General features: G+C 38.6%; 22 protein-coding genes and 1 other annotated feature. Of the genes, 4 read left to right on the top strand and 18 right to left on the bottom strand.

Going from position 1 to position 26,330, the window contains the following annotated elements:
* Positions 1-112 precede the first annotated feature (112 nt).
* Positions 113-889 carry a hypothetical protein gene (locus V7121_RS11520; protein ID WP_335501127.1) on the bottom strand — a complete coding sequence of 259 codons (777 nt, stop codon included), beginning with the start codon at positions 887-889 and terminating at the stop codon, positions 113-115.
* A gap of 229 nt (positions 890-1,118) precedes the next feature.
* Here V7121_RS11520 and mgtE point away from each other — a divergent pair, with 229 nt between their 5' ends.
* A complete protein-coding gene (gene mgtE / locus V7121_RS11515) occupies positions 1,119-2,477 on the top strand; it encodes a magnesium transporter (protein ID WP_335501125.1) in 1,359 nt (452 codons plus the stop codon).
* Between the two features lie 158 nt (positions 2,478-2,635).
* Entirely contained in the window at positions 2,636-3,229 is a 594-nt protein-coding gene (locus tag V7121_RS11510) for a DedA family protein (protein ID WP_335501122.1), read from the top strand.
* A gap of 11 nt (positions 3,230-3,240) precedes the next feature.
* Here V7121_RS11510 and V7121_RS11505 read toward each other — a convergent pair whose 3' ends face one another.
* From V7121_RS11505 to argS, 5 genes are all read right to left on the bottom strand, one after another.
* Positions 3,241-3,555: a hypothetical protein gene (locus V7121_RS11505; protein WP_335501120.1), complete on the bottom strand. Its 315-nt coding sequence runs from the start codon at positions 3,553-3,555 to the stop codon at positions 3,241-3,243.
* A 17-nt stretch (positions 3,556-3,572) separates the two neighbouring features.
* The gene (locus tag V7121_RS11500; RefSeq protein ID WP_335501118.1) at positions 3,573-5,399 is read right to left on the bottom strand and encodes an APC family permease; all 1,827 of its coding nucleotides are present in this window, start codon (positions 5,397-5,399) and stop codon (positions 3,573-3,575) included.
* A gap of 219 nt (positions 5,400-5,618) precedes the next feature.
* The gene (locus V7121_RS11495) at positions 5,619-6,806 is read right to left on the bottom strand and encodes an MFS transporter (protein ID WP_335501116.1); all 1,188 of its coding nucleotides are present in this window, start codon (positions 6,804-6,806) and stop codon (positions 5,619-5,621) included.
* 110 nt (positions 6,807-6,916) lie between these two features.
* Positions 6,917-7,381: a DinB family protein gene (locus V7121_RS11490; protein WP_335501114.1), complete on the bottom strand. Its 465-nt coding sequence runs from the start codon at positions 7,379-7,381 to the stop codon at positions 6,917-6,919.
* A gap of 71 nt (positions 7,382-7,452) precedes the next feature.
* Positions 7,453-9,147 carry an arginine--tRNA ligase gene (argS, locus tag V7121_RS11485; protein ID WP_335501112.1) on the bottom strand — a complete coding sequence of 565 codons (1,695 nt, stop codon included), beginning with the start codon at positions 9,145-9,147 and terminating at the stop codon, positions 7,453-7,455.
* 57 nt (positions 9,148-9,204) lie between these two features.
* Positions 9,205-9,422 (bottom strand) — a binding site (T-box leader).
* Between the two features lie 104 nt (positions 9,423-9,526).
* Between argS and V7121_RS11480 the strand changes: the two genes are divergently transcribed.
* Positions 9,527-9,784 carry an alpha/beta-type small acid-soluble spore protein gene (locus tag V7121_RS11480; RefSeq protein ID WP_335501110.1) on the top strand — a complete coding sequence of 86 codons (258 nt, stop codon included), beginning with the start codon at positions 9,527-9,529 and terminating at the stop codon, positions 9,782-9,784.
* Positions 9,785-9,840: 56 nt separating this feature from the next.
* Here the strand turns inward: V7121_RS11480 and V7121_RS11475 are convergent, their stop codons facing one another.
* A complete protein-coding gene (locus tag V7121_RS11475) occupies positions 9,841-10,758 on the bottom strand; it encodes a class I SAM-dependent methyltransferase (protein WP_335501108.1) in 918 nt (305 codons plus the stop codon).
* A gap of 281 nt (positions 10,759-11,039) precedes the next feature.
* On the opposite strand from V7121_RS11475, the gene V7121_RS11470 reads away from it, so the two are divergent.
* Positions 11,040-12,125 (top strand): NAD(P)H-dependent flavin oxidoreductase, encoded by a 1,086-nt coding sequence (locus V7121_RS11470; RefSeq protein WP_335501106.1) that lies wholly within the window; start codon positions 11,040-11,042, stop codon positions 12,123-12,125.
* A 158-nt stretch (positions 12,126-12,283) separates the two neighbouring features.
* On the opposite strand, the gene V7121_RS11465 is transcribed toward V7121_RS11470, so the two are convergent.
* The 11 genes from V7121_RS11465 to rocF all read right to left on the bottom strand — a co-directional run bounded on the left by V7121_RS11465 (position 12,284) and on the right by rocF (position 26,206).
* The gene (locus tag V7121_RS11465; RefSeq protein ID WP_335501104.1) at positions 12,284-13,447 is read right to left on the bottom strand and encodes a mannitol-1-phosphate 5-dehydrogenase; all 1,164 of its coding nucleotides are present in this window, start codon (positions 13,445-13,447) and stop codon (positions 12,284-12,286) included.
* Between the two features lies 1 nt (position 13,448).
* The gene (locus V7121_RS11460; RefSeq protein WP_335501103.1) at positions 13,449-13,886 is read right to left on the bottom strand and encodes a PTS sugar transporter subunit IIA; all 438 of its coding nucleotides are present in this window, start codon (positions 13,884-13,886) and stop codon (positions 13,449-13,451) included.
* Between the two features lie 2 nt (positions 13,887-13,888).
* Positions 13,889-16,012 carry a BglG family transcription antiterminator gene (locus V7121_RS11455; protein ID WP_335501101.1) on the bottom strand — a complete coding sequence of 708 codons (2,124 nt, stop codon included), beginning with the start codon at positions 16,010-16,012 and terminating at the stop codon, positions 13,889-13,891.
* 336 nt (positions 16,013-16,348) lie between these two features.
* Positions 16,349-17,764, bottom strand: coding sequence for a PTS mannitol transporter subunit IICB (locus V7121_RS11450; RefSeq protein WP_335501099.1), 1,416 nt, complete (start codon positions 17,762-17,764; stop codon positions 16,349-16,351).
* 211 nt (positions 17,765-17,975) lie between these two features.
* Complete coding sequence (gene glmS, locus V7121_RS11445; protein WP_335501170.1) at positions 17,976-19,778, bottom strand: glutamine--fructose-6-phosphate transaminase (isomerizing); 1,803 nt, start codon at positions 19,776-19,778, stop codon at positions 17,976-17,978.
* Between the two features lie 532 nt (positions 19,779-20,310).
* Complete coding sequence (glmM, locus tag V7121_RS11440) at positions 20,311-21,660, bottom strand: phosphoglucosamine mutase (protein ID WP_335501168.1); 1,350 nt, start codon at positions 21,658-21,660, stop codon at positions 20,311-20,313.
* Between the two features lie 38 nt (positions 21,661-21,698).
* Positions 21,699-22,922, bottom strand: coding sequence for a CdaR family protein (locus V7121_RS11435; RefSeq protein WP_335501166.1), 1,224 nt, complete (start codon positions 22,920-22,922; stop codon positions 21,699-21,701).
* Positions 22,915-23,742, bottom strand: coding sequence for a diadenylate cyclase CdaA (gene cdaA / locus V7121_RS11430; RefSeq protein WP_335501164.1), 828 nt, complete (start codon positions 23,740-23,742; stop codon positions 22,915-22,917). The genes V7121_RS11435 and cdaA overlap by 8 nt, the downstream gene beginning before the upstream one ends.
* 126 nt (positions 23,743-23,868) lie before the next feature.
* Positions 23,869-24,495 carry an anti-sigma factor gene (locus V7121_RS11425; protein WP_335501162.1) on the bottom strand — a complete coding sequence of 209 codons (627 nt, stop codon included), beginning with the start codon at positions 24,493-24,495 and terminating at the stop codon, positions 23,869-23,871.
* An 18-nt stretch (positions 24,496-24,513) separates the two neighbouring features.
* The gene (gene sigW / locus V7121_RS11420) at positions 24,514-25,077 is read right to left on the bottom strand and encodes an RNA polymerase sigma factor SigW (protein ID WP_335501160.1); all 564 of its coding nucleotides are present in this window, start codon (positions 25,075-25,077) and stop codon (positions 24,514-24,516) included.
* A 232-nt stretch (positions 25,078-25,309) separates the two neighbouring features.
* Positions 25,310-26,206, bottom strand: coding sequence for an arginase (rocF, locus tag V7121_RS11415; RefSeq protein ID WP_335501158.1), 897 nt, complete (start codon positions 26,204-26,206; stop codon positions 25,310-25,312).
* Positions 26,207-26,330: the final 124 nt, after the last annotated feature.

Here is a 26,330-nt window from a genome sequence, read left to right as displayed (position 1 = left end):
AGGGCGCTGGAGCTGGACAGTTATCTGGGTTCAAACAGCCTAGCGCCCTCGAGCTATACAATGAAACAGTCCCACCCAGAAGGAGTGGGACTGTTTTTATCCATTCAGACAATTAAATGACATTCAACTTCCATTCTTTGGTTTTCTTGTCAAAAATGATCTTAGCGTGATACGGTCGTGTTGAGATTTGATCATATTCCTCGACCATATCATCCATATTGGCGAAATCGCCTATCACCCAGATGGGAATTTCGATACGGCCGCGCTGGTGATCGGCATCTCGTAAGGAAATACAAATTCCCTCTTTAATGAAAGGGGTTAACGATAGGAGGATTTCTTTATTTACCTGCGGATAGGTTTTTTTCTTTCGAAATCCGAGAATCGATTTTTCTTTTTTAAGATCCCCTAATTTAACAGCCACTACTTCGCTAAGAACCTGGAAAAAATCCTTGAAGCTTCGGTAATAGGTTTTGTTAAACCAGCCATCATCTTGTGCCAAATAAACAAAACGGTTTCCTAGTTTATTATAAAAAGGTAATTTTAAATGATGCTTTTGATGACCTAAGTACAATAATTCAGCTATTTCTTGTCCTGTCAGTTCATTCAAGACATCTTCCTCAATAAAATCAATCCAACAGAAATTTCCGTAACTATAGACATCTTCTTCGGCCAATTTGTTAATTCTTTCTTCAGGACAGTATTCAAGTTGGGTATGCATATTAAAATCAGCATCATCAAAACGGTGCTTTAATAGCAGCAAGTGATTTAATGAACCTGAAAATGCAGCAGCGAATTCAGCAAATTCGATACCGGAAGACATTACATACTGGTCTGTTTGATTTAAGTGGACATAGATGAGATCCTGTATGTCTTGATGATGCTTCTTCAAAGCAAAACTCCTCCGATCAACACATTTAATTATTTAGTCAATACTTCCTTATTTTATCAAATAATAGTCCAAATAGCTTATTTCAATTCTTTTACAAATAATAAGTTTGATTGACACATACTAGCTTTATCACTATTGATTATTATTTGTTAACATTTCTATTTCATCTATATTTCTTTAGCCAATGAAAATCTATGCATGAATGAGAAAAGGAGCTGGTCAATCATCCATGATTAAAGATATGACTCAAGATGAATTAAGCCTATATATCATTAAAACGTTAAAGGAAAATAAGAAAACGGAATTTGAACATATACTAGATGAACTCCAGCCCTACGATGTTGCGAAAATTTATGAAGACCTCCCCGAAAAGCATAAAGCACGATTCCTATTGTTTTTAAAATTTGACGTTCTTGCTGATTTGATGGAGGAGCTGGATAAGGAAGACCAGCTTGGTTTATTAAATATTTTAGGTATTGAAAAGTCTAGTAAGGTCCTCGATTTAATGGATAATGATGATTTGGCGTCATTACTACATGAATTATCTCCAGAGAAGAAGGACTCTCTCCTTTCTGGAATGAAGGCAGAGGAGTCTAACGCTGTACAAGGTATTATGAACTATCCGCCTGAAACCGCAGGAAGAATCATGACCAACCGATTTGTCTGGATCCGCAGCTATTATACGGTAAGAGAAGCCGTCGATAAGTTTAAAGTATTTGCTGAATTTGCAGAGTCTATTAACTATTTATACGTAATTGATGAAGATCGAAAGCTAGTCGGAGTCGTTTCATATCGGGATTTACTCTTAGCAGAGCCAGAAGAACATATCCGAACGATTATGTATGAGAGGATAATTTCTGTTACGGTGACAACGGATCAGGAGGTAGTCGCACAAATTGTCCAACGATATGATTTCTTAGCAATCCCCGTTGTTGATGAGACCAATATTCTCGTTGGAATTGTCACGGTGGATGATATTATTGACATCGTGATAAAGGAAGCCAACGAGGATATCGAGAAGCTGTCGGCAACAGGAAAGTCCATCGACTTTGAAACTAAGACTCTTGTTGCGGCGGCCAGAAGGCTCCCGTGGTTGATCTTGCTGTTGTTTATTGGTGTCGTCTCAGGGAGAATTATCAGCAGTTTTGAAGATACACTAAAGCAGGTCGTGGCCCTTGCCTTTTTTATGCCGATGATTGCCGGGATGACCGGAAACACCGGCACCCAATCGCTTGCAGTGGTTGTAAGAGGACTAATTTACTACGATATTAATAAAGGCGTTATTACGCGCTTAATTACAAGGGAACTTGGGGTTGGAATTACGATTGGAGTTATTTGTTCTATTCTTATTGCTGTGATTGCCTTCATTTGGCAGGGAAGCCTCATTTTAGGGGCGGTAGTCGGCTGCTCGCTGTTTTTCACGCTCATCATTGGAACCCTTGCAGGGACGATCATTCCGCTCATTCTATTTCGCCTAAATATTGACCCTGCCGTTGCCTCCGGACCGCTGATTACCACCTTAAATGATATTTTTTCCTTGCTAACCTACTTTGGGATCGCCACGATGTTTTTAAAATATCTTATGTAGATACATTTAGGATTTTGGAAAAGACAGCGGCATCTCGTTGCTTTTTGATTTTTTAGGAATGTCCTAAAGAAATGGACCATAAATATTTCTTAAATAGACAAACTCGTTTACACTAGAAAAGGAGATTAACTAATCATTTAAGTAAGTGAAGGTGAACTATGTCAGACTTTATTCAATCAATTTTGGAGTTTCTATCACAATTAGGTTATTTCGGCATTGCTTTAGGATTAATGATCGAAATCATCCCAAGTGAAATTGTCTTAGGCTATGGCGGCTATATGATATCGCAAGGGCATCTCAATTTTTTCGGAGCGGTCGTCGCTGGAACGATTGGCGGAACGATTGCTCAGCTGTTTTTATATTGGGCCGGTTATTACGGGGGCAGACCTTTCTTGGAAAAATACGGAAAATATATCCTGATAAAAAAACATCATATTGATATTGCTGAACAATGGTTTGAAAAATATGGAGCTGGAGTGATTTTCTCAGCACGGTTTATCCCCGTCGTCAGACACGCCATCTCCATTCCAGCCGGGATTGCTAAAATGTCCGCTGCAAAATTTACACTGTACACTGTGGCAGCAATTATCCCATGGACCATTTTATTCCTATACCTAGGTAAGGTCTTAGGCAGTAACTGGGCACATATTAAAGAATACGCACAGCCTTATGTAATGCCGGCCATTATCGGAGCTATTGTTCTAGGCGCAATCTATTTTCTTATCAAAAAAACAAAGAAAACCACCGATTAATCGCGGTGGTTTTACTTTGCGGAGAACTTTTTTTGTGCCCACATGTCGAGCTTTTTCACATGGCCCTTCCCAATCGTAAAGCCATATAGTATCAGTAAAACAATGATTAACGTAAAGACATCCACTTTCTTTGTCGCAATAAAGTTAATAATCCCCATCAACACCTGTGGAATAACCCCTGTTAGCGCAAAAAGAACGGTGGCTACTTTAAACCAAAAACTTGATTTCAATCCATACCTGGCATATAGCATAAAGAATGTAGATGACCAGGCTAATACTTCTAAACTCACCAAGATGGTCCATTTGTTTTCAACCAAAAAATCCAAATTTCGCCCCACCTTCGTTACTTTTTAAAATGAAATGGCAGTGTAGACACAATAACCCTTTTCTTAAAAATAAGATAGGTACGAATTAATAAACTCGATTGGTTGTGTAAAATATTATGCCAGTTCTTCTTGGTAATAAATTGCGGAATCAACACCGTCACCCGGTAATTGTTCTCACTTGCTTTGTGTTCAACCGTATCAATAAATTTCGATAATGGGATAAGCACGCTTCGATAATGCGATTGTAAGGTAACCAGTCTTACATCCGGCTGCCATTCCTGCCATTTTTCTTCGAAACGCTTTTCATCGTCACGATCAAACGACACATAAACCGCAAAAATTTGATCGGTTAAGGATTTTGCATAATTAATGGAGTTCTCAACAACTTTGGTAATCCCCGCAACTGGAACAATAATTACATTTCCCTCAATCGGAAGTGCCGGCTGGTCAGGGTAAATCCTCAGTTGTTCTCCAACCGCTTCATAATGACTATTAATTCGTTTAAATGCAAGCACAATTAATGGTAAAAAGATAACCACAAACCACACCTGGCCAAATTTGGTCAAAAAGAAAATGATTAAAACTGCTAAAGTAATAATCGCGCCGATTAAGTTGGCCGTTAGTTTCGCCACCCATCCGGCTGGTTTTTCCCGTAGCCATTTAATGATCATCCCTGTTTGTGACAAGGTAAAGGGGATAAAAACACCCACCGCATAAAGAGGGATTAAATGCTCTGTTTTCCCTCTTGAGAATATAATAAGTAAGATGGAGGCAACTCCCAAGGAAACAATCCCGTTCGAATAACCAAGTCTGTCTCCTCTAATTGTAAACATCCTTGGCATATACTTATCTTTGGCAAGTGCATACGCTAAAAGAGGAAACGCTGAATATCCCGTATTAGCTGCTAGAACTAAGATAAGCGCTGTCGTTCCTTGGACAAAAAAGTAAAGATAATTTCGTCCGAAGGTTTCTTTAGCAATTTGCGACACAACGGTTTCATCATGCTTTGGTGAAATCCCGTAATAATAAGCAAGGAACGTAATCCCTGTAAATAACAAGGCAAGCAGCGTCCCCATTAAAATTAATGTTTTCGCAGCATTCTTTGGTGCTGGATCTTTGAAACTTGGAATTGCATTCGATATCGCTTCAACCCCTGTTAGCGCCGAACATCCCGATGCAAAGGCACGCAGCAGCAAGAAAAGGGTAATACCTTGAACAGGTGTCCCAATTGCAGCATGCTGAACAGTTGGGGAAACATCTCCTGTCATAATTTTAAATAGGCCAACACCAATCAAAATAAACAGAGCTACAACAAACAAATAAACCGGATAGGCTAAGATAGAGGCCGATTCCGTAATCCCACGCAAATTGAGGATGGTAATTAAGACAACAAGAACACAAGCTATTCCAACTGTATGCTGATGTAAGGTTGGGAATGCTGAAGTTATCGCATCTGTACCGGCGCTGACACTTACTGCCACCGTCAATATGTAATCAACCAAAAGTGAACCGCCAGCAATTAACCCCGCTTTCTCACCAATATTCTCTTTGGAGACGATATAGGCTCCGCCGCCTTGGGGATAGGAATAGATAATTTGTCGATAAGATAAGATCAGAGCTGCTAATAAAAATAATACTCCTACTGCAATCGGTACCGAGTACCAGTAAGCGACGACGCTAATGGTTGCTAAAACAATCAAAATTTGTTCTGTCCCGTATGCCACAGATGATAAGGCATCTGAAGATAGAATCGCTAAAGCCTTTAATACATTTAATTTTTGTTCGCCTAGTGCCGTTGATTTTAACGGCCGGCCGATTAAGAACCTCTTAAAAGAAGAGAGCACCTGATTCACCCACCACATTTGAAGTAGAATTACCGATTGATTTTAACACAACACCCTAGAGATAATGAAGTGTTTTCTTTTGTCCATTTACCAAATTTTTTATATAACTGCTAATTTCTATTGATTACTCCTTAGTTTTATCCTAAATATGACGATTATGAAAAATAAAAATTTAGTTAAATAAAAAAGCATGGAGACTCTGTATCATCTCCATGCTGGTCAACCTTCCTGGGCGGCACTCCCGCGCTCTTTATACAGGAAAACGGAATATAGAATCATCGATAAGAATACTGATATCGCTGATGCTATATATATGCTGCTATATCCAAACATATGGCTGATTTGTCCAAATGTTATTGCTCCAAAACCGATCCCTAAATCAAAAAAGGAAAAGAAAGTCGCATTCGCCATTCCTCTTCGGTTGATTGAAACCTTTTCAATCGACCATGCTTGCAGTGCAGGCTGGACCGTACCAAAACCAAGACCATATAGACATGCTACTGTGTAAAGGATTAGACTATTCGGAAGCCACGATAATAGAAGCATAGCTGTTAAAATTAACAGAGTGCCTGGAATAAATACGGCTCGGTGCCCTTTTCGGTCATACAACTGACCCGCAAATGTCCTCGTTACCATTAAAGCAAACGCATAAAGCACAAAAAATAACTGGATCCCTGCAATATGTTTTTGGGCTGTATATAACGGGAGAAAGGCTGCCATTCCTCCAAAAGTTACCGTAAGAAAAAACATCAGCAACGATGGCTTTAACGCACTTTTTTCATAGAGGTTTCGTTTTATAGTTGCCTTTTCCTGTTTCTTATCTACCTTTTTATAATGAATTTTGGAAGAAAGCAGCAGGGCAACCAGACCCAAGCCTGCACAAATTAGAAAAAATGGCTTAAATGGTAACTTATCCGTTAATATGAGGCCCAGAGCAGGACCAAAGGCCAACGCCAAGTTTCCCGATAGACCAAAGTAGCCCATTCCCTCACCTCTTCTTGTAGGCGGGATTAAATCTGTAGCAATCGTTCCAGAGGCTGTTGTGGAGAATCCCCAGCCAACACCTTGGATGATGCGAATGATAAATAAAAAGACAAGACTTGTTAAGAAACCAAACGAGCCAACAGACAGGACAAAGATCGCTAAGCCTAATATATAAACGAATCCTCTTCCTTTTGTTTCAAGTGAATGACCCGCAAATGGTCTAAGCAGTAAGGCCGAGAAAGTAAAGATTCCTACAACCATCCCAATCAATTGATCATTGCCTCCTAGCTCCTCAACAAAAAGTGGAATAGTCGGCAAGGTCATTTGAAATCCAAGGAAAATAAAAAAATTGGCTAGTACTATAAGCACAAAATCCCTTGTCCATATCTTTTCTTTGGGTTTTGCATTTGTTTGTCGATCCATTTAGCTAGTAGACTTCCTCTCTTTACATGAATATTATTATTTTCCCCTAATTGTCATCATCAATGAAAAAACGCTTCTATGAAAAAAATAGAAACGTCTTTTCTAGAAAATTATTTTGCCGCTGCTTCAATAACACGCTTCATAGCCTGTATTTGACCTAAATGAATACTCTCATGGTAAATCGCAAAGTTTGCTAATTCTCCAAACGTTTCTTGACCAAGAAAAGGTGTTTTTAGCCTTTGATTAAAGCTCTCTGCTGGAATTTCTTTAATTCGTTCCATTTGACTCTGCAGCTGTCCGATTAATTCCAGCACATTCGGTACATCCCCTTGCCAGTTCGCGGGACTTGTACGAGTGGCAAACCATGTCATATAGTCTTCAGGTAATTGGGTTGATTTTTTTGGAAAACCAAACATAAATTGCTCAGCAACCGTTAAGACATGGCCCACATGCCAGTGGATTGTATTATTAAATCCTTCTGGTTGGACGTCGGAGATCCCCTCTTCAAGCCCCGCCACGAAGTTTATAAATTTTCCTCTCACTAACTCAAAATGCTTAAATAACAATTCACTCATTGCTTTTGCCTCCCTTTTCATCGCATAGCTATATTTTAAAGGAAACTTCCTACAATGGAAAATTATTGAACTTACATTTCTACAGGAGCCTCTAGACCTAATAATCGTAACCCTTCTTTTAAAACCTCTGTTACAGAATAAACAAGTGCCAACCGTGCCTGCTGTTCAGGACTTTCCTCAAGAATTTTGACCTCTGCATAATATTTATTAAAGGCTTGCGCGAGGTCAATAATATATTTCGCTACTTGGGATGGGTCGAAGTTGACACAGGCTCGTTTAATCGCAGGTGCAAATTCCATAAGGAGACTGATTATCTTCCATTCTTTTTCCCAAGAATTGTTATAGACGACAGGAGCCAACTCAATTTTTCCTGCTGCTTTTCGTAAAATGGAACAGGCACGAGCATAGGTATATTGAACATATGGACCGGTCTCGCCTTCAAAGCGAAGCATCTCTTCTAACGAGAATTCAATATCATTCATGCGATTGTTCTTTAAATCGTGAAAAATTACTGCCCCCACACCGACTTGTTTGGCTACCTCATCTTTGTTTGACAGGCTTGGATTTTTCTCTTCGATATTATGTCGAGCCATTGCAATGGACTCATTTAATACCTCCTCTAATAAAACAATCTTCCCTTTTCGCGTCGACATTTTCTTTCCGTCTTTTAGCATCAATCCAAATGGAATATGGTGCATTTGCCCGGACCAATCATAGCCCATCTTTGCTAACACAGATATTAATTGTTTAAAATGTAGGCTTTGTTCATGCCCAACTACATATAAGGATTGGACGAACTGATATTCCTCCTGTCGATAAAGAGCCGCAGCTAAATCACGGGTGGCATATAACGTCGCCCCATCTGACTTTTTAATCAGACATGGCGGAAGCTGTTCCTCCTCGAGCTCAACAACCTGCGCTTGTTCAGATTCAACCATTAAGTGTTTTTCCTCAAGAAGCTGAACCACACGATCCATTTTGTCATTATAAAAAGCCTCGCCAGCAAAAGAATCAAACTGAACATTCATTAGCTCATAGATTCTTGAAAATTCCTTTAATGACTCCTCACGGAACCATTTCCACAGCTCTAACGCTTGCTCGTCTCCATCTTCTAGCTTCTTAAACCAACTGCGCCCTTGGTCTTCTAGAGAAGGATTAGTCTCTGCTTCTTCATGAAATTTTATATAAAGTGCTAATAACTCTTTAATCGGATTCTGTTTGACCTTTTCTGCATCACCCCATAACTGATAAGCGGTAATCAGTTTCCCAAACTGTGTACCCCAGTCGCCAAGATGATTGATCTTAATCGGCTGATAGCCGCATTTTTCAACAATTAACGCGAGGGAATTACCAATGACTGTGGAACGCAAATGCCCCATAGAAAAAGGCTTCGCTATATTAGGGGAGGACATATCAATGGTGACAGCACCGCCACTCCCAATAGATAGTGCACCGTAATTTTCTTTTTGAGAGATGATTTCTTCTATGATCTGTTCCGAAGCGGTCTTTTTATTTAGAAAGAAATTAAGGTAGGCACCGACCACGTTTACCTTTTCAAAAATTGGTGAATTAATTTTCCCCTTTAACTCTTCCGCAATCAGATTAGGTGATTTTCTTTTTAGCTTTGCTAGTGTATAGCAAGGAAAAGCTAAATCACCATGGTCCTGGTTCTTTGGTTTTTCGATCATTTGCGCTAGGTCCGACTGTGAAATTGCTTGTTCTAGCGAAGCATGTAAAATTGCAGCTAACTCTTGTTTAAAATTCATTTGATTCGACCTCCTAGTTTTTCTTCTTTTAAAAAACAAAAAACTCCCGTCTCTAATGAAAGAGACGAGAGTATATAATCCCGCGGTACCACTCTAATTGTTCATATTAATGAACCAACTTTCCTTTGTAACGGAGGATCTCCGGCATACCCTACTGCTTGCGTTCAGGTACGCATCTCAAAAGTGCGCTTCATTATCCATTCTGTTTCAGGCTCTCACCATCCCTGAATCGCTGGAACGAAGTAGATAACTACTCTCTTTATCATTGATTTTTTCCGAATTTATTACCAGTTATTATACTGGATTAAAATGGGTTTTGCCAGTGATTGTTGATTATTTTTTACATTCAGGTAATCCTACTAGTAAAGGAGGGATTTTGATGGCGAGAAGAAGAAATAAAATCCTTGTCCCCGAGGCGCGTAATGGCTTAGATGCGTTGAAGGCAAAAGTCGCAAATACCGGAAACCCAGAAGACGCTAAATTTGAAGCAGCCGAAGAGGTTGGCGTTCCCTTAAAAAAAGGATATAACGGCCAGCTAACCTCAGAGCAGGCGGGAAAAGTAGGCGGCAGACTCGGTGGCAGTATGGTCCGCGAGCTTGTCAAAATGGCACAGGAAAATTTAGCGAAAAAACGATAATTAGAAAAATAAAAGTGCACCGCTCAGATGAAAAGGAGCGGTGCACTAAAAGTTGTTCACTTATTGACGACTAGATGCGCAAAATGAAAATGGTCAAAGGCATGCAATCCATCGTCTCTTTTCCTAAAATACAGATCCTCTATATTAGCAGGAGAAAGATTTTCATAGAGTAACATGTTGTAGTCCTGCAGTTCCAAGTCAAGTTCAAACGGGTCAAAGCCCGTGATCATCGGTTCACCTGTTCTGGCGGTAATTTGTCTCATTTGGGTTAGTTTCGTTGAAGCTGTTTTTTCATTAAATGCATTATCGTCGAGGTAGTCAAAGATGAAAGAGCTTCCGTTCATGGACATTTCCGCAACAGAAGTGAGAAGTTGGTAGAAGTCCTTTTTGGCTAAGTACATGGCCACGCCCAATAAACTAAAATATGAATACTTTTGTTCATCAAAGCCGCTTTTCTTAAGCTCATCACGGAGCGAATTACTTTTGAAATCGACCGGAATAAATTTTACGTTTGTTGGAAATTCCATTCCAACTTCCTGAAAACGATTGATCTTAAAAGCTTGAGTGGCGGGGTGGTCGACTTCAAAAATCATGAAATCCTCAGGCAATTTTTCCTGTCGTAACGCAAAGGTATCAAATCCTGCCCCTAAAATAACATACTGTTTAAATCCACGCCTTATTGCATCTTTAAGGCCATCTTCCGCATATCTTGCCCGACTGACGAGTTGGGGAATAGTCTGGTTGTTCATTACCCACTGCAGTTTTTCGTCAAACGTTTCTAAAGTTTCACAGATATCCTGATCAAAGAAGCCAATGGCGTTCGCCCACTTGGAGGCAATTACCTGCTTTTCTTCTTCTTTTAAAAGCGAATGTGCGACAAAATCATTAAAAATCGGCTCTCCGCTAGTTGATGCATGATATCCCCTCGCAAAGCAGCTAACTAACGCAGTTAAACTTTCCTTCCCAGTTTCCAAATAAGTTCCCCCCTCAAATTCTTTTTAAAACAGAAAAAACCCCTGGCACATGTCTGCTAGGAGTTTATTTTATGATAGAATTATAGTTAATGTCAATAAATAAAAATTATAACACACCTAAATTAAATTGTCAATAGTTTTTTTGAGTCATTTTCCAAAATGCATTTCTCAATGAACACTTGTTCTTCGATGAAGTTAATTAACTAGAGAGAGATGCTATACTTATTGGTATATATGAGTAATTAAATTAATTGAACTGAACAAAATAAGAGGTGAGATGTTTGTTAAACAATGAATTGACAAAACTTTTGAAAATTGAGTTTCCAATTATCCAGGCACCGATGGCTGGTGGGGTAACAACCTCAAAATTAGTGGCGGAAGTTTCCAATTCCTGCGGTCTAGGAATGATTGGAGCAGGTTATATGACTCCCCTACAAATTCGAGCACAAATTAGAGAAATAAAGGAGTTAACTTTAAACCCTTTTGGAGTAAATCTTTTTGTCCCCAACAAATATGAAGTTTCAGAGGATGATATTAATTCAGCTAACCAGATCTTAAATCCTATCCGTGAACAATTGAATTTACCTCAAAAAGATAGTAATGAAATACCTACAACTACATTCAAAACAATTTTTGAAACATTCATGGAACAGTTAAAGATTGTAATTGAAGAGCAAGTTCCGATTTGTTCCTTTACATTTGGCATTCCTTCTAAAGAAGTGATTGCTGAATTGAAACAAGCTAACATTATTGTAATCGGAACTGCCACAACTGTTCGGGAAGCAGTGGAAAATGAAAAGGCAGGAATGGATATTGTGGTTGTTCAAGGTAGTGAAGCTGGCGGGCATCGGGGGAACTTTATCAATAGCCATCAAGAAAGTTTAGTTGGGTTAATGTCACTAATCCCCCAGGTTTCGGACAGTATAAGCATTCCTGTTGTTGCTGCTGGAGGAATTATGGATGGCAGAGGGTTAGTTGCTTCTATCTGCTTAGGGGCAAAGGGCGTACAAATGGGCACCGCTTTCCTGACTTGTGTTGAAAGTGGTGCACATAAGGTACATAAAGACGCCATTCTTTCTGCTAACGAGGATCAGACTGTTTTAACTCGTTCATTTTCTGGTAAATGGGCAAGAGGAATTCAAAATCAATTTATCTCAGAGATGAGGAATCATGAAACACTTATCCCAGACTTTCCTGTTCAAAATACACTAACTCAAGATATTAGAAAAACATCTGCTGCACAAAATAACAAAGAATTCATGTCACTTTGGTCTGGTCAAAGCCCAAGATTAGCCAAAGATGTATCGGTTGAACTACTAATGAAAAAAATTATGGCAGAAGCTAAAAGCATAATATTTGATATTTAACTGTTTCAGATGTTCATTGCTCTATTTAAATCTATGAATCTTCAAGAAAAGTCGTTTAACCATCTGTTTACCTTGACTCAATCCTTAATTATTCAGGTCAAGAATAAGCGAGTAGATAAAAAAACGAACAGTGTCCTGCACTGTTCGTTTTACTAAGCTTATTTTCTTGTATCTGTAGTCAATTGTTGGTATTGCTCAACAATCCCTCTAAATAAAATAGATGTTGAATCTAGCTGGGTGTACTTCTCAATCGCTGCCTCCAAACCTTGCTCACGGATTGTCGATTGGACTTGAACTGCTTCCTCATCACTTTGAACATCGTAAAGAAGCGCCGCTGCAATTCCCTTTAAAAGGAATGTCGGTTCTGTTCCGATTACTTCTGCATACTGTTTTACAGGACTTACGAGACGATCATTTGGCCCTAGTTTCCGAATCGGAGAGCGACCTACTCTTGTTACTTCATCAACAATATACTCATTTGAGAAGCGTCCGATTATCTTTTGAATATATTTATTATGGTCTGCCTCGTTAAAACCATATTTCTTTACTAAAAAGGCTCCACTTTCCTTAAGCGCACCTTCCACTAACTTACTGATTTCTTTATTCGCCATTGCACTATTAATTGTTTCCATTCCATAATGATAGCCAAAATAAGCAGCTAAGGCATGACCTGTATTCACCGTGAATAACTTCCGTTCAATAAAAGGGACTAATTCTTGGACGTATGTTATCCCCTTTACAGGCGGTTTGTCGCCAATAATTTTTGGCTCTTCGACCACCCACTCATAAAAAGGCTCCACCTTAACCATTAGCTTATCTTCATTGTTTTGATTCGGAACAATTCGATCAACAGCAGAGTCTGGGAATCCAAAGTGCACATCAAATTGTGATTTTTCTTCCCCAGTCAATGTTTGATAAATCTTTTCTTTTAAAAAGGATGTACCACCAATCATGTTTTCACAAGCAATAATATTTAGCGGCTTATCTGTTCGTTCGATTCGCTTTCGTAATCCATCTGCAAGTAAATTCGCAATAAACGGTAAAATATTGGGACCGATTGCCGTCGTAACAAGATCCGCTTCAGAAATTGCCTCGATCACTTGTTCAGGGTTAAGGGCGCTATTGATCGCTCTAACGTTTTTAATCACTACTTCCTCCTGCGATGGTTCCGCAAGAACTACCCGGTATTCGTGCTTTTCATTAAGTAAATTAACAATTTCACTGTTTACATCAACAAAACATGTTTCATAACCGGAGTGATATAATAAATTCCCAATAAAGCCCCGGCCAATATTACCTGCACCAAAATGAATAGCGAGCATATTAGTTCACCTCTTCAAAAATCGATAAAATCTCTTCAGCTGATTTTGCTGCAACAAGTTTTTCAATATTTTCTTCTTCTGAGCAAACAATAGCTATACTTGAAAGAATATCTAAATGTTCATTATCTTTACCGGCAATTCCGATTAACAGCTTAACGATGTTTCCATTTCCAAAGTCCACGCCTTGAGGAACCTGAATGAAAGAAATACCAGATTCCTTCACAAAAGACTTTGAATCTTCAGTGCCATGCGGAATTGCGACAAAATTCCCCATATAAGTTGAAGTTAACGTTTCTCTTTCTAGCATTTTTTCAATATAATTAGCATCTACATACCCTTTGTCCACAAGAATGCTTCCTGTTAACCTAATTGCTTCTTCCTTTGTCCCCACTGATGCATTTAATAGAATATTTTCTTTTGCTAAGATTGCGTTTGGCATAGTTATACACTCCTTAAAATGTTTAATTTCTCCGTAAAATATTGATCAAATTTTGCAGTCAGATAAGCTAATATTTCTTCCTCATCGTCCGATTGAAACATAGAAATACTTTCTTCACTTTCAATTAGCAAGGAGCTAAGATAACTCAGGATTTCTAATGAACTCTCCGCTGTTTCCTCAGGGGATAACATTAATACGATTGACTTTATCTCCATTTCTTTCTGATCCATACCTACAACCACAATCGGTTTTTGAGTGACATAAATAGTGAATGTTTGTGTAAGAACATGCGCTGATCGAGCATGGAATAAAGCCATAGACGTACCGGGAATACCTAAACCACCTATCTTTTCTCGTTCGAATATCGCATCGACAACTTCTTCAGTATTATTAATCTTTTGGCTTGCTAATAAGTCTTTGCATGCTCGGTTAATAATTGCTGTTACAGTCTCTTCGCCACTAATATTTGTTAACTTAAATCCTTCCAAGATTGCAGCAATCGTCTGGGCATATCCCTGAATACTGTGCATCTCTTCGATTAGCATCCTTGTATTTTTCTTACTTATTTTATCAATGAAAGAGACCTTAAATTTCTTTTCCGAACCATTGATGATGATTTGTTCATTGATAAACGAGCGAATCTTCTCAATTTCATCCTTATATAAGATTGGACTCACTAAGATATAATCCAATTGATAATCAGGAATAGGGATCGTTGATATAATTAGTTGATAGTTATCCGCTTTCATTTTCTTAAATTCCATAACGGATACATTCTGAATTTGCTTTAGCTCCGGGAACTCTTGTTGTAATCTTGTTGCAAGCATCTTTGATGTTCCAATTCCACTAGAACAAATAACCAATGTTTTTAACTGAACGATATCCTTGTTCGCTAAGATGGCAGCACCAAAGTGCATGACGAGATAACCAATCTCCTCATCAGGAACAAAAAATTCATGAAACACTTGTTCAACTGCTTGTTTGACATTAGAAAATAACTCCGCATAATCTCGCTTTATTTTATCTAATAACGGATTACTTATCCCCATCTTTTGTTTAATTCGATAGATAGCAGGCTTTAAATGAACAACTAATCCTTCGAATAGTGAGCGATTTTCCGTTAAATCCAATCCAACTTGCTTTCCAACCATGTCAATTAAATTCTTCGATTTAATCGCTACCTGCAAACTGGAGTCCTCGATTAAAAATTCATTATCGTGCCTAAGCTTTGCACCTTTTAAGTGCATAGTAATATAAGCAATCTCTGCCTCCGGGATGTCAATTTGAAAAACTTGCTCCAATTGAACGACAATTTTTTCAGCAAATTTATATTCCTTCGAAGATTGTTGATTCTCTAAGTAAGAGTAGTTAATCTTAATTCCTTCCCCTTTTTGAATCCGTTCAACCGCCAAGGCCAAATGAACAACTAAACCAATAAAGGCACTATCAGCCATATTAAAAGGTAAGTCATGAATAATTGATTCAACAATTTTCTCAACCGTGAGCAGTTTTTTCTTTTCAACCAGCCCGAGAAGCCTCTCAGAAATCGTATTAATTTGCTGTGTTGACCGCTTCTGAATATTTTCTCTTGCCAGCGAAAGGATCTCTGACTCATCAAGATACTCAGAAATCAAGTTACTCATTGCTCTTCTTTTCGCACCTTCATGGCCTTCAATTTCAACCCCATACCCTCGTCTTCGAATCAGCTCTAATCCAAAAGTTTGTAATTTTTCTTCTAATTTCGTTAAATCGGCACTTACCGTAGCAATAGTAACATTTAAATCATTAGCTAACCCTAAAAGCTTTACCGGTCCATTCGATTCCAATAAGGCACACAAAATAATCGTTTGTCTTTCTTCCGGTGTATATTCTGTATGAAAAAGATTAAATAAGAATAACTCAAGCTCGCTTATTTTTTCCTTGCTTCCAGTAATTTGAACGCCCACACCTGACTTCTTTTGCAAAGAAAGGTCATACTCTTTTAATATATCTTCTATATTCTTTAAATCTCTATGAACGGTCCTCCCGCTCACCCCAATTTGATCTGCGAGGTCTTTCACGGTCATCTCGTCTGTTTCAGTTAACAAGATTTCAAGAATTTGTCTTTCTCTTGCGGAAATATACATGATCTCACTCCGTGTAAAGTATTTAAATCCTCGTCCCCCAATCATAGGTTGTTGCCAAAATTATAATTAATACTCACAGTTTAATATTAATCTCCGGAAAACCTTTATACAACCAAAGGATAATTAAAGTTAGTCATATGAATTGTTGACAATATTTAATAACAGAAGTGGCAATTAGTTCAAATTGGACTTCGAACACATTGAACCATACAAACAAAAACCTAGCACATCGGCTAGGCATTTGTTCTAAGATAAGAAAGTATAAGTTTTTGAACTTAGTTTACTGTCTAGCTCCAGGCCATACGCCGCTAACCAGGGCGCTTGCGCTTTTCTAGATTATTTCTTTAAAGATTCAACTAATTCATCATAACGAGGACTATTTAGGAAATTTTCTACTGAAATATGGTGTGCTTTTGGAAGCTTTGCTTTGGCACGGTCCGTTAAATCCTGATGGGTTACGACTACATCTGCATCATTTGGTAAATTATTAATTGCTGTATTAATTACTGTGACATCAATACTGGCTTTTTTCATTTTGTTTCTTAAAATGGACGCACCCATTGCACTAGATCCCATCCCAGCATCACAAGCAAAGACAACTTTATTAACAGATGCTGCATTAATGGCTTTATCACTAGTTAACATAGAAGAAACAGAGCTTTTCTTGCCTTTCATTTCTTCCATTTTTTCTGTAGCAGACGTTAAATCTTCTTCAGTTGATTTACTAGTCTTCAAGATTAATGATGCAACGGCGAAGGAAACAGCAGTTGCTACTAACACACCCGCTAATACTCCAAGGTAATTTCCTTTCGGTGTCATCGCCATAAGAGCGAAGATACTACCTGGTGATGGCGCTGCGACTAAACCTGCGCCAAAAAGGTTAAATGTAAATACTCCACTCACACCACCAGCCATAGCTGCAAAGATTAACATCGGTTTCATTAAGATATACGGGAAGTAAATTTCGTGAATACCACCTAAGAAGTGGATAATTACTGCACCAGGAGCCGTTTGTTTTGCTGTCCCTTTACCAAAAAGCATAAACGCTAGTAAGATCCCTAAACCAGGACCAGGGTTAGTTTCTAGTAAGAAAAGAATTGATTTTCCTGCCTTTGCTGCTTGTTCAATCCCTAAAGGACTTAAGATACCATGGTTAATTGCATTATTAAGGAAAAGTACTTTTGCTGGTTCAATAAAGATGTTTGCTAATGGTAACATATGATGGTCGACAATAAATTGTACACCTGAAGCTAAAACCTTACTTAATGCTTCAACAACTGGTCCAACACCTTTATATGCTATTAAAGTTAACGCACCACCAAGAATACCTGCAGAAAAGTTGTTAATAAGCATTTCAAAACCCGATTTGATTTTTCCGTGAATTGCCTGGTCAAACTTCTTGATGACGTAACCACCAAGAGGTCCCATTATCATGGCTCCTAAAAACATTGGAATGTCCGTACCAACGATAACACCCATCGTTGCTGTTGCACCGACCATACCACCACGAATATCATAAACCATTCTACCACCCGTAAAACCAATTAATAGTGGCAGTAAGAAGGTGATCATTGGCCCAACTAATTTAGCCATATCTTCATTTGGTAACCACCCAGTAGGAATAAATAATGCGGTTATGAGTCCCCAAGCAATTATTGCCCCAATGTTAGGCATGACCATGCCACTTAAATAACTACCCATTTTTTGAATTTTTACTTTTACATCTGATTTATCATTAACTCTTTCATTCATTATCTTTTGTCCTCCTCTTTATTAAAATATAATCTAATATAATTTCTATCTTTATAGTAAAGCGTTTTCATAAACATTTCTATTTTTACAAAAATACAATTTGTCATTATGATTGTTGACAACATTGATAATTTTTTAAAATACAAAAAAATCGAAGAAGAACCAGGTGAAAAACCTGATTTCTCTTCGATTTTAAAAAAACTTATTTAGCTTACTCAACCGTTACCGATTTAGCAAGATTACGCGGTTTATCAACGTCGCAATCACGGTGTAGCGCTGCGTAATAAGCTATTAATTGCATAGGAATGACAGAGATAAGTGGTGTTAATAATTCATGTACTTCTGGAATGACGAAGCTATCTTCGTCCATTTCCAATCCCTTCATTGAAATGATACAAGTGTTTGCTCCCCGAGCAGCAACCTCTTTCACATTTCCACGGATACTTAGATTTACACTTTCTTGGGTGGCAAGAGCGAATACTGGTGTTCCCTCTTCAATTAAGGCAATCGTACCGTGCTTTAATTCCCCACCAGCAAAACCTTCTGCTTGAATATAAGAAATTTCCTTCAGCTTCAGAGCACCTTCTAAGACAACATAATAGTCAACGCCGCGACCAATGAAGAAGGCATTACGTGTTACTGCTAAATATTCTCTTGAAATGTGTTCAATCAACTCTTTGGAATCACAAAGAACCTCCATAGCGTTGGCAATAATACCAAGTTCATGTATTAGATCAAAATCCACACTGATATTTTGACTCTTTGCCGTAACTTCAGCTAAAATCGCAAGCACAGCTAATTGTGCTGTATAGGCTTTTGAAGAGGCAACTGCAATTTCAGGACCCGCATGCAGCAATAGTGTATAGTCCGCTTCACGAGAAAGTGTTGAACCCGGAACATTGGTGATTGTTAAAGTTGGATAACCCATTTCCTTAACTTTTACTAGAACCGCACGACTATCAGCCGTTTCCCCACTTTGAGAAATAAAGATGAACAACGGATTCTTTGTTAGAAGCGGCATATTGTAGACAAATTCACTTGCAATATGCACTTCGACAGGAACCTTTGCAATTGTTTCAATGAACTGCTTGCCAACAAGACCAGCATGATACGAAGTACCAGCCGCAACAATATATACGCGGTCAGAAGCATTCATCGCACCAATGATCTCAGGGTCAATGGTTAATTCCCCTTGTTCATTTTGATAGGTTTGAATAATCTTACGCAACACAAGCGGTTGTTCATCGATTTCTTTTAACATATAGTATGGGTAGGTGCCCTTTTCGATGTCACTTGCATCAAGTTCCGCTGTATATGGCTCTCGGGTGATGACTTCCCCGTTAAGATTTTGAATAATCACTTCATCCTTTGAAACAAGGACGATTTCTTTGTCCACTAATTCTAGGTACTGATTGGTTACTTGAAGCATAGCCATCGCATCACTAGCAACAACATTAAAGTCGTCACCTAATCCAACTAATAGCGGGCTTTTGTTTTTTGCAACATAAATGATTTCATTGTCTTGTGCGTCTAATAAGGCAAGAGCATATGAGCCATGTAATAATGTTAATGTTTTACGAAATGCCTCTAAAACCACTAATCCTTCATTGACAAACAACTCAATCATTTGAACGATGACCTCTGTGTCCGTTTCGCTAGTGAATTTAACATCTGCTAGATATTCACGCTTTAAAAGGTCATAGTTCTCGATTACTCCATTATGAACAAGGGTGAACCGACCTGAAGAGCTTTGATGTGGATGGGAATTTGTCTTGCTTGGTATCCCGTGTGTTGCCCAGCGAGTATGACCTATTCCGATGTTTGCTGAAACATTTTCATCCACGATATTACGTAAATCAGCAATACGCCCTTTTTCCTTAAAAACATGAACTCCATTTTCATTCTTGATGGCAATTCCTGCTGAATCATATCCTCTATATTCGAGCTTTTCTAAGCCTTTTAATAAAATTTCTTTAGTATCATTATTTCCAATATATCCAACAATTCCACACATTTTCTATTCCTCCCTGATATAGGGGGCAAGAATCCTTTGGGGCTTATACTTGCCCCCTTATCTCTGTTTTATTAGGTATCTGTCTATACCTGTTGAAACATTACTGATAGTATACGCATATTCTTCTCTTTGTGCACAGAGTTGCCTCTGTGTTTTAAAGAAGAAATTTACGGTTGTGCGTACTCAACCGGGAGGTATCCGCCGAACTTTCGATACTCCTCCTCCTCGTCAACTAACCTCACCACTTTAGGTTAGTTCAGGCGCTTTTTAAAAAATGATACTCTTTTCCTACCCACCTTTCATAAATTTACGCAATCCTTTTGCTTTGAAAAGTAAAGCATATTAATACTACTATGATTAAAGGCGCTCGTCAACCAAAATAAGGAATTTCCAATTCCCTCCCCTCTGCTATTACACACATAATAAAATATGCATAAGAGAACGGATTGTTCCCTTATGCATAAAAGAAAAGCTCCAGCCCCCCATTTAGCAATACACTAATCATTGGGCACTGAAGCAGGACAGTATCAATCTATTCTTTTAATTCCATTTCTTCTTTGACAACTGCGACAATCCGGCTCACATAAGAATCACAAAGTTCCTCTGTTGATGCCTCTGCCATGACTCGGACGAGTGGTTCTGTTCCAGATGGTCGGACGAGAATTCTCCCGTTTCCAGCCATTTCAGCTTCAACCTGCTCGATAACCTCTTTTACTTTTTCATTATCGGTAACATGGTGTTTGTCAGTCACCCTCACATTGACAAGCTTCTGCGGATACTTTTTCATTTCAGCAGCCAACTCTGATAATGGTTTTCCTGTTACCTTCATAATATTAACTAACTGCAGCCCTGATAATAAACCATCACCTGTAGTGTTGTAATCTAAGAATATAATATGACCCGATTGTTCCCCGCCAAGATTGAAGCCATTTTTCTTCATTTCCTCAACCACATAACGGTCCCCTACAGCAGTTGCAACACTCTGGATTCCATGAGCTTCCAACCCTTTATAGAAACCGAGATTACTCATAACGGTTGAAACAATCGTTCCATGCTTGAGTCGACCCTGTTCTTTCATATGTTTACCACAAATATACATAATTTGGTCGCCGTCCACGATGTTCCCATTTTCATCAATCGCAATTAAACGGTCGCCGTCACCATCGAATGATAGACCCACATCTGCACCTTTTTCTTGAACGAGAGCAGCTAATGCTTCAGGGTGTGTAGAACCAACTCCAGCATTGATATTTAAACCGTTCGGAGATGCTCCCATTGTTGAGAGATCTGCATCCAAATCAGCAAATAAATGGGCAGCTAACGACGAAGTCGCCCCGTGCGCACAATCTAATGCAATGTGAATTCCTGTAAAATCTTCATCCACACTATTTTTCAAATATTGGAGATACTTCTGACCGCCTTCAAAATAATCCATAACTTGACCAAGTTCCGACCCGACTGGTCGAGGAAGTTGATCGTCTGGCATATCAATCAGTGCTTCAATTTCTAATTCCTGTTCATCAGAAAGCTTAAAGCCATCGGGACCAAAAAATTTGATTCCATTATCAGCCACGGGATTATGTGAAGCAGAAATCATTACTCCTGCTTGTGCACCCAGTGCTTTTGTTAAGAACGAGACACCTGGAGTAGAAATAACTCCCAAACGCATGACTTCCGCACCAATCGATAGTAGCCCTGCGACAAGGGCCCCTTCTAACATATGGCCAGATATCCTGGTATCACGTCCAATCAGGACTTTGGGACGATCTTTATCCTTTGTTAATACATATCCGCCATAGCGGCCCAATTTAAAAGCCAGCTCCGGTGTTAATTCGCTATTTGCTACTCCGCGTACCCCATCGGTCCCGAAATATTTTCCCATTTTAAAAATCTCTCCTTCAACATGTGTATTGCTGGATATTATGCATTATTTTTTTCAATCGTTATTTTCGCTGATGATTTAACAGGTTTCCACTTTATATCGGTAGGACCTTCTACATGAATGTTCACTTCATGGTCCCCTTCTTCAAGGCTGGATAAATCAATAAATACTTTAAAGTCTTCAGGCCGAACGCGTTTAACTGCAAGTGCGGGACCATTAATAAGGATATCGATCATCTGACTTCCAGGATCATTAATTGTGGCTGTAAATTGATCCGATAATCCTTGAATTTTTAAAGGAACATCCGAAACAGTTTTTTCTTCCTGCTTTTTGACGACAATCGTCGCCTTCACCGTTTGTGGGGTAACCTTGGTAATCCCATTAGAAATGATAACTGGCAGCGTCAAGGTCGTGTTATCGGTAATTTTACTTAGATCCACTTCAACACGGACTTTTTCAGTTTTACCAAGAACACTATCACTTCCGTAAATTGTTGCTTCTTTTTCATCAATCTCAATTGAGTCAATGGTCACACCTTTAGGGGGAGTTCCATTCCTGACAATATTGATTGGTACTGTTTTACTGTTGCTTTTTACTGGAATCGTAATTTTTACGGTATCAGGTTCCGCTTTTACATTTAACTTATTTAAGTCTTTGTCCAGTACCTGAATATTTGCTTCTTCTGTAATGGTTTCTTTCAATTTGTCTTTTCCCTCAAGGGTGGCTTTTACATAGGTAATTCTGTCGATGATGCTTTTTGCACCAGTAATTTTCACCTTATTTGGTTCAACCACAGGCTGCCCCGCCGAATAACCCTCTTCAATTTGATTTTTATTAAATTCTGCCTCTACCTTAAATTCCTTAGTGATTTTCTCTTGAACAGAAACATTTACAGTTGATGGTTTTACTGTTGCCGTTAATTTATCTGACAAATCCCTAACCCTTATCTTCACTTTCTGTTTTCCAATTTTAGCTTTTGTTAAATTGACATATACTTCAAAGTTTTTTAAACCCTTGGCAGTCTGAATGTGGGTAAGAGGTCCCTTAAGGGTAACTTCAACCTTACTTGGAATTCCAGACACGACTAAATTTTCCGTATCATAATAAACATTAACAGGGATGTTTGAAATCGTGGCCGTTGATTGTTCTCCTGGTACATCTGTTATCTTTTTCCCTGTATGCGGGACGGAAGAATAGAGAAGAACAGCTAAAACTAAGGCAAGAATTTTAATAAACCATGGCGTATCCATTAATTTATCCATTATTTTTCCCCCTCCAGTTCCACCGAGCTGAAGAAGCTTGTTTCGGTTTAATATTAATTAACAATTCACTTGTAAGTAATTCTTTTAATTCATCCAGATTGATTGAGCGGTGAAGTTCTCCATTCTTTGTGAGCGAAATATTACCTGTCTCTTCTGACACAATGACAGTAAGACTATCGGTGACTTCGCTAATCCCTAATGCCGCCCTGTGCCTGGTTCCTAATTCCTTTGAAATAAACGGGCTTTCGGATAATGGCAGATAGCATGCAGCAGCAGCAACATTGTTTTTCTGGATAATTACCGCACCATCATGCAGCGGTGTATTCGGAATAAAGATATTAATGAGCAATTCAGAAGAAATATTTGAATTTAACTGAATACCTGTTTCTATGTAATCGCCCATTCCTGTTTCTCTTTCAATCGAGATTAGCGCCCCAATACGGCGCTTCGCCATATAGTCAGTTGCCTTCACAATCGCGTCAACTGTTTTTTCAGGATCTTCATCATCCAGAGTACTGCTTCTCGAAAAGAACTTCCCTCTGCCTAATTGCTCAAGGGCTCTTCTAAGCTCTGGCTGAAAAATAATAATAATTGCAAGAAATCCATATGTTATGGCCTGTTCCATCATCCAGCTTAACGTTTGGAAGCCTAAAAACTCGCTGACCACTCTGACAAGAAGAATAACGAGGATACCTTTCAGTAATTGAACAGCCTTCGTTCCCCTAATCACATTGATCAGCTTGTAAATGACATACCATACGAGGACAATATCAACAATACTAGCTAAATACTTCCATAGTTCGAAATCAGCAAACGGCATTGTATTTCCTCCGTAATTTTCTTTGACACATATAATTACAATCTATTTATTATACCATAAATACTTCTTGTACCTATTATGTGTATCAGCTTAAAAAAACAAATCACCCTTTAGAGTGATTTGTTTTTATTTGGTTTCTGGTTGTTCCTCAAAAATTTCTATCACATCTTGCGTTGTTTTTTTAATATGGTACCAAATCCAATCGAATACTTCATTGACCACTTCAATATCACCCGTTACATGCCCGGCGGAGGCCAAGTACTTTTCACCATTTATGACTGTCACATCACCCTGGATTTCACCCTCAATTTCCAAATTGCCATTTCGGACGATGACATCCCCTTTGACCGTTTCTCCTTTTGGAACGATGACTGTATTATTTTTAACGACTAGGTTTTCTTGCTTTGTAACTGAAAACTCCCGCTCTCCATTCCAGGTAGAAAGAAGGCTTCCCAACATTAATATTAGAAATAATGACGCTGCAGAAAGCATGGGATGATTTTTTAACCAGCGCTGCATCCAAATCTTTTTCTTCTCTTTTGGTAAACGCGCCAAGACATTAGCAGTAAAATTATCTGGGGCTTGCATATGAGAGACACCTTTTACAAAAACAATGGTCTTTTTTAGTTCAATAAATAAATCTTCACATTCCTTACAACTTCGGAGGTGTTCTCTTAGCGTTCGTTCTTGTTCTGGTGTAATTTCTTCATCTAGATATTCATGCATTAGTACGATGATTTCTTCTGGACACATTAACCGTTTCACCTCTTATCACACATATCGTAATTGTTGTCGCAAGGCTTCCCTTCCTCGGTGAATCCTTGTTTTAACCGTTCCAAGCGGTAAATCAAGAATTTCACTAATTTCATTTAAAGACAACTCTTCCATATATTTCAAAACGATAGCCGAACGATATTTATCGGGCAGTTTTAAGATTTCTTTCTGGACCGTCTCATGTAGTTCTAAACTTTCTAACTCTGCCTCAGGCAGCGGTGTATTTGATGGAATTTGTGAATACATTGTTAAGCCCTCTGTCCCTGCAACTTCTGCATCTAAATAATGGTCCGGTTTCTTTTTACGCATCCGGTCAATACACAAATTAGTCGCAATCCGATACAGCCAGGTTGAAAATTTAAGATTTTGGTTAAAGGACTTGATATTCACATATGCTCGAATAAATGCTTCCTGAGCGATATCCTCTGCTTCATGACGATTTCCGAGCATGCGGAAACAAAGGTGGTAAATACTGTTTTTATATATTTCAACAATTTCACCAAAGGCTTCCTGATCACCCTTGATTACTTGTTTTATTCTCTTTTTTACTATTGCATCCATTAATTTATCTCAGCTCCATTGCTGCTATCCGATAATACGTATCGAAAGCAAAAAAGTTTCGTTTAAAACGAAAAAACTTCTCATACTTTAATATTAACAAAAATTTACTAAAAGGGTTTAATAATAAGCAGAAAATAAAAAAAGCGCTGGAGCTGGATTCAGTGAATTATTTTAGTTTTATGTATTTTTTATAAAAAAACAGCCGCATAGATTATATGCAGCAGTTTCACATTTATAATAATTTCTCTCCGAATAACGAACCCATTAATTCAACAGCAACCCTGGCCGTTTTATTTTTTTCATCTAGTATTGGATTTACCTCTACAAATTCTGCTGAAGTAATTATTTTTGATTCTTCTAACATTTCCATGGCAAGATGGCTTTCTCGGTAGCTGATACCTCCAATAACAGGTGTTCCTACACCAGGAGCATCATTAGGATCTAATCCATCTAAATCAAGCGATAAGTGGACACCATCCGTTTTATCTTTAAGATAGGCGATGGTTTCTTCCATTACTTGGGCCATTCCCATCCGGTCAATTTCATGCATTGTATAAACTTTCATCCCAATTTCTTTAATTAAATCTTTTTCCCCATCATCCAGTGCTCTTGCACCTATAATGACGACATTTTCCGGTTTCACTTTTGGAGCATACCCGCCTAATTCGGTTAACTTGCTATGTCCTAGGCCAATACTTGCAGCTAGAGGCATCCCATGAATATTACCTGATGGGCTTGTTTCAGCAGTATTTAAATCGCCGTGCGCGTCATACCAAATAACACCAAGATTCTTATAATGTTTTGATACACCTGCTAACGTACCGATGGCAATACTATGGTCGCCGCCAAGCACGAGTGGAAAAGCACCTGAAACGACCGCTTTATCTACTTGTTCAGCTAGTAATGCACTTTTTTCAGCAACCAAATCTAAGTTTCGTAAATTGGATTCCTTATCAACTACTACTTCCGGCCTTCCAATGGGAATATCACCTAAATCATGCACTTCATCAAACAATGGCTTTAGCCGCTCTACAATCCCAGCATAACGGATCGCGCTAGGACCCATATCTACCCCACGTCTCATTTGTCCTAAATCCATCGGCATCCCAATAATTGAAAGCTTGTTCATATCCATTCCTCCTACCCCTTTATGTATCCTATTTTAACCGCTTTCATATCAATGACTCAACTCGACAAAATTATGTATATATATACGTAAATAGCAGAACAAAAGGCGTAAGCGCCCGTTTAGC

This window comes from Neobacillus drentensis, assembly GCF_036962125.1.
GTDB lineage: Bacteria > Bacillota > Bacilli > Bacillales > Cytobacillaceae > Neobacillus > Neobacillus drentensis_B.
Note: the sequence above shows the minus strand (reverse complement) of the source record. Positions and strands in the feature narration are given on the sequence as shown.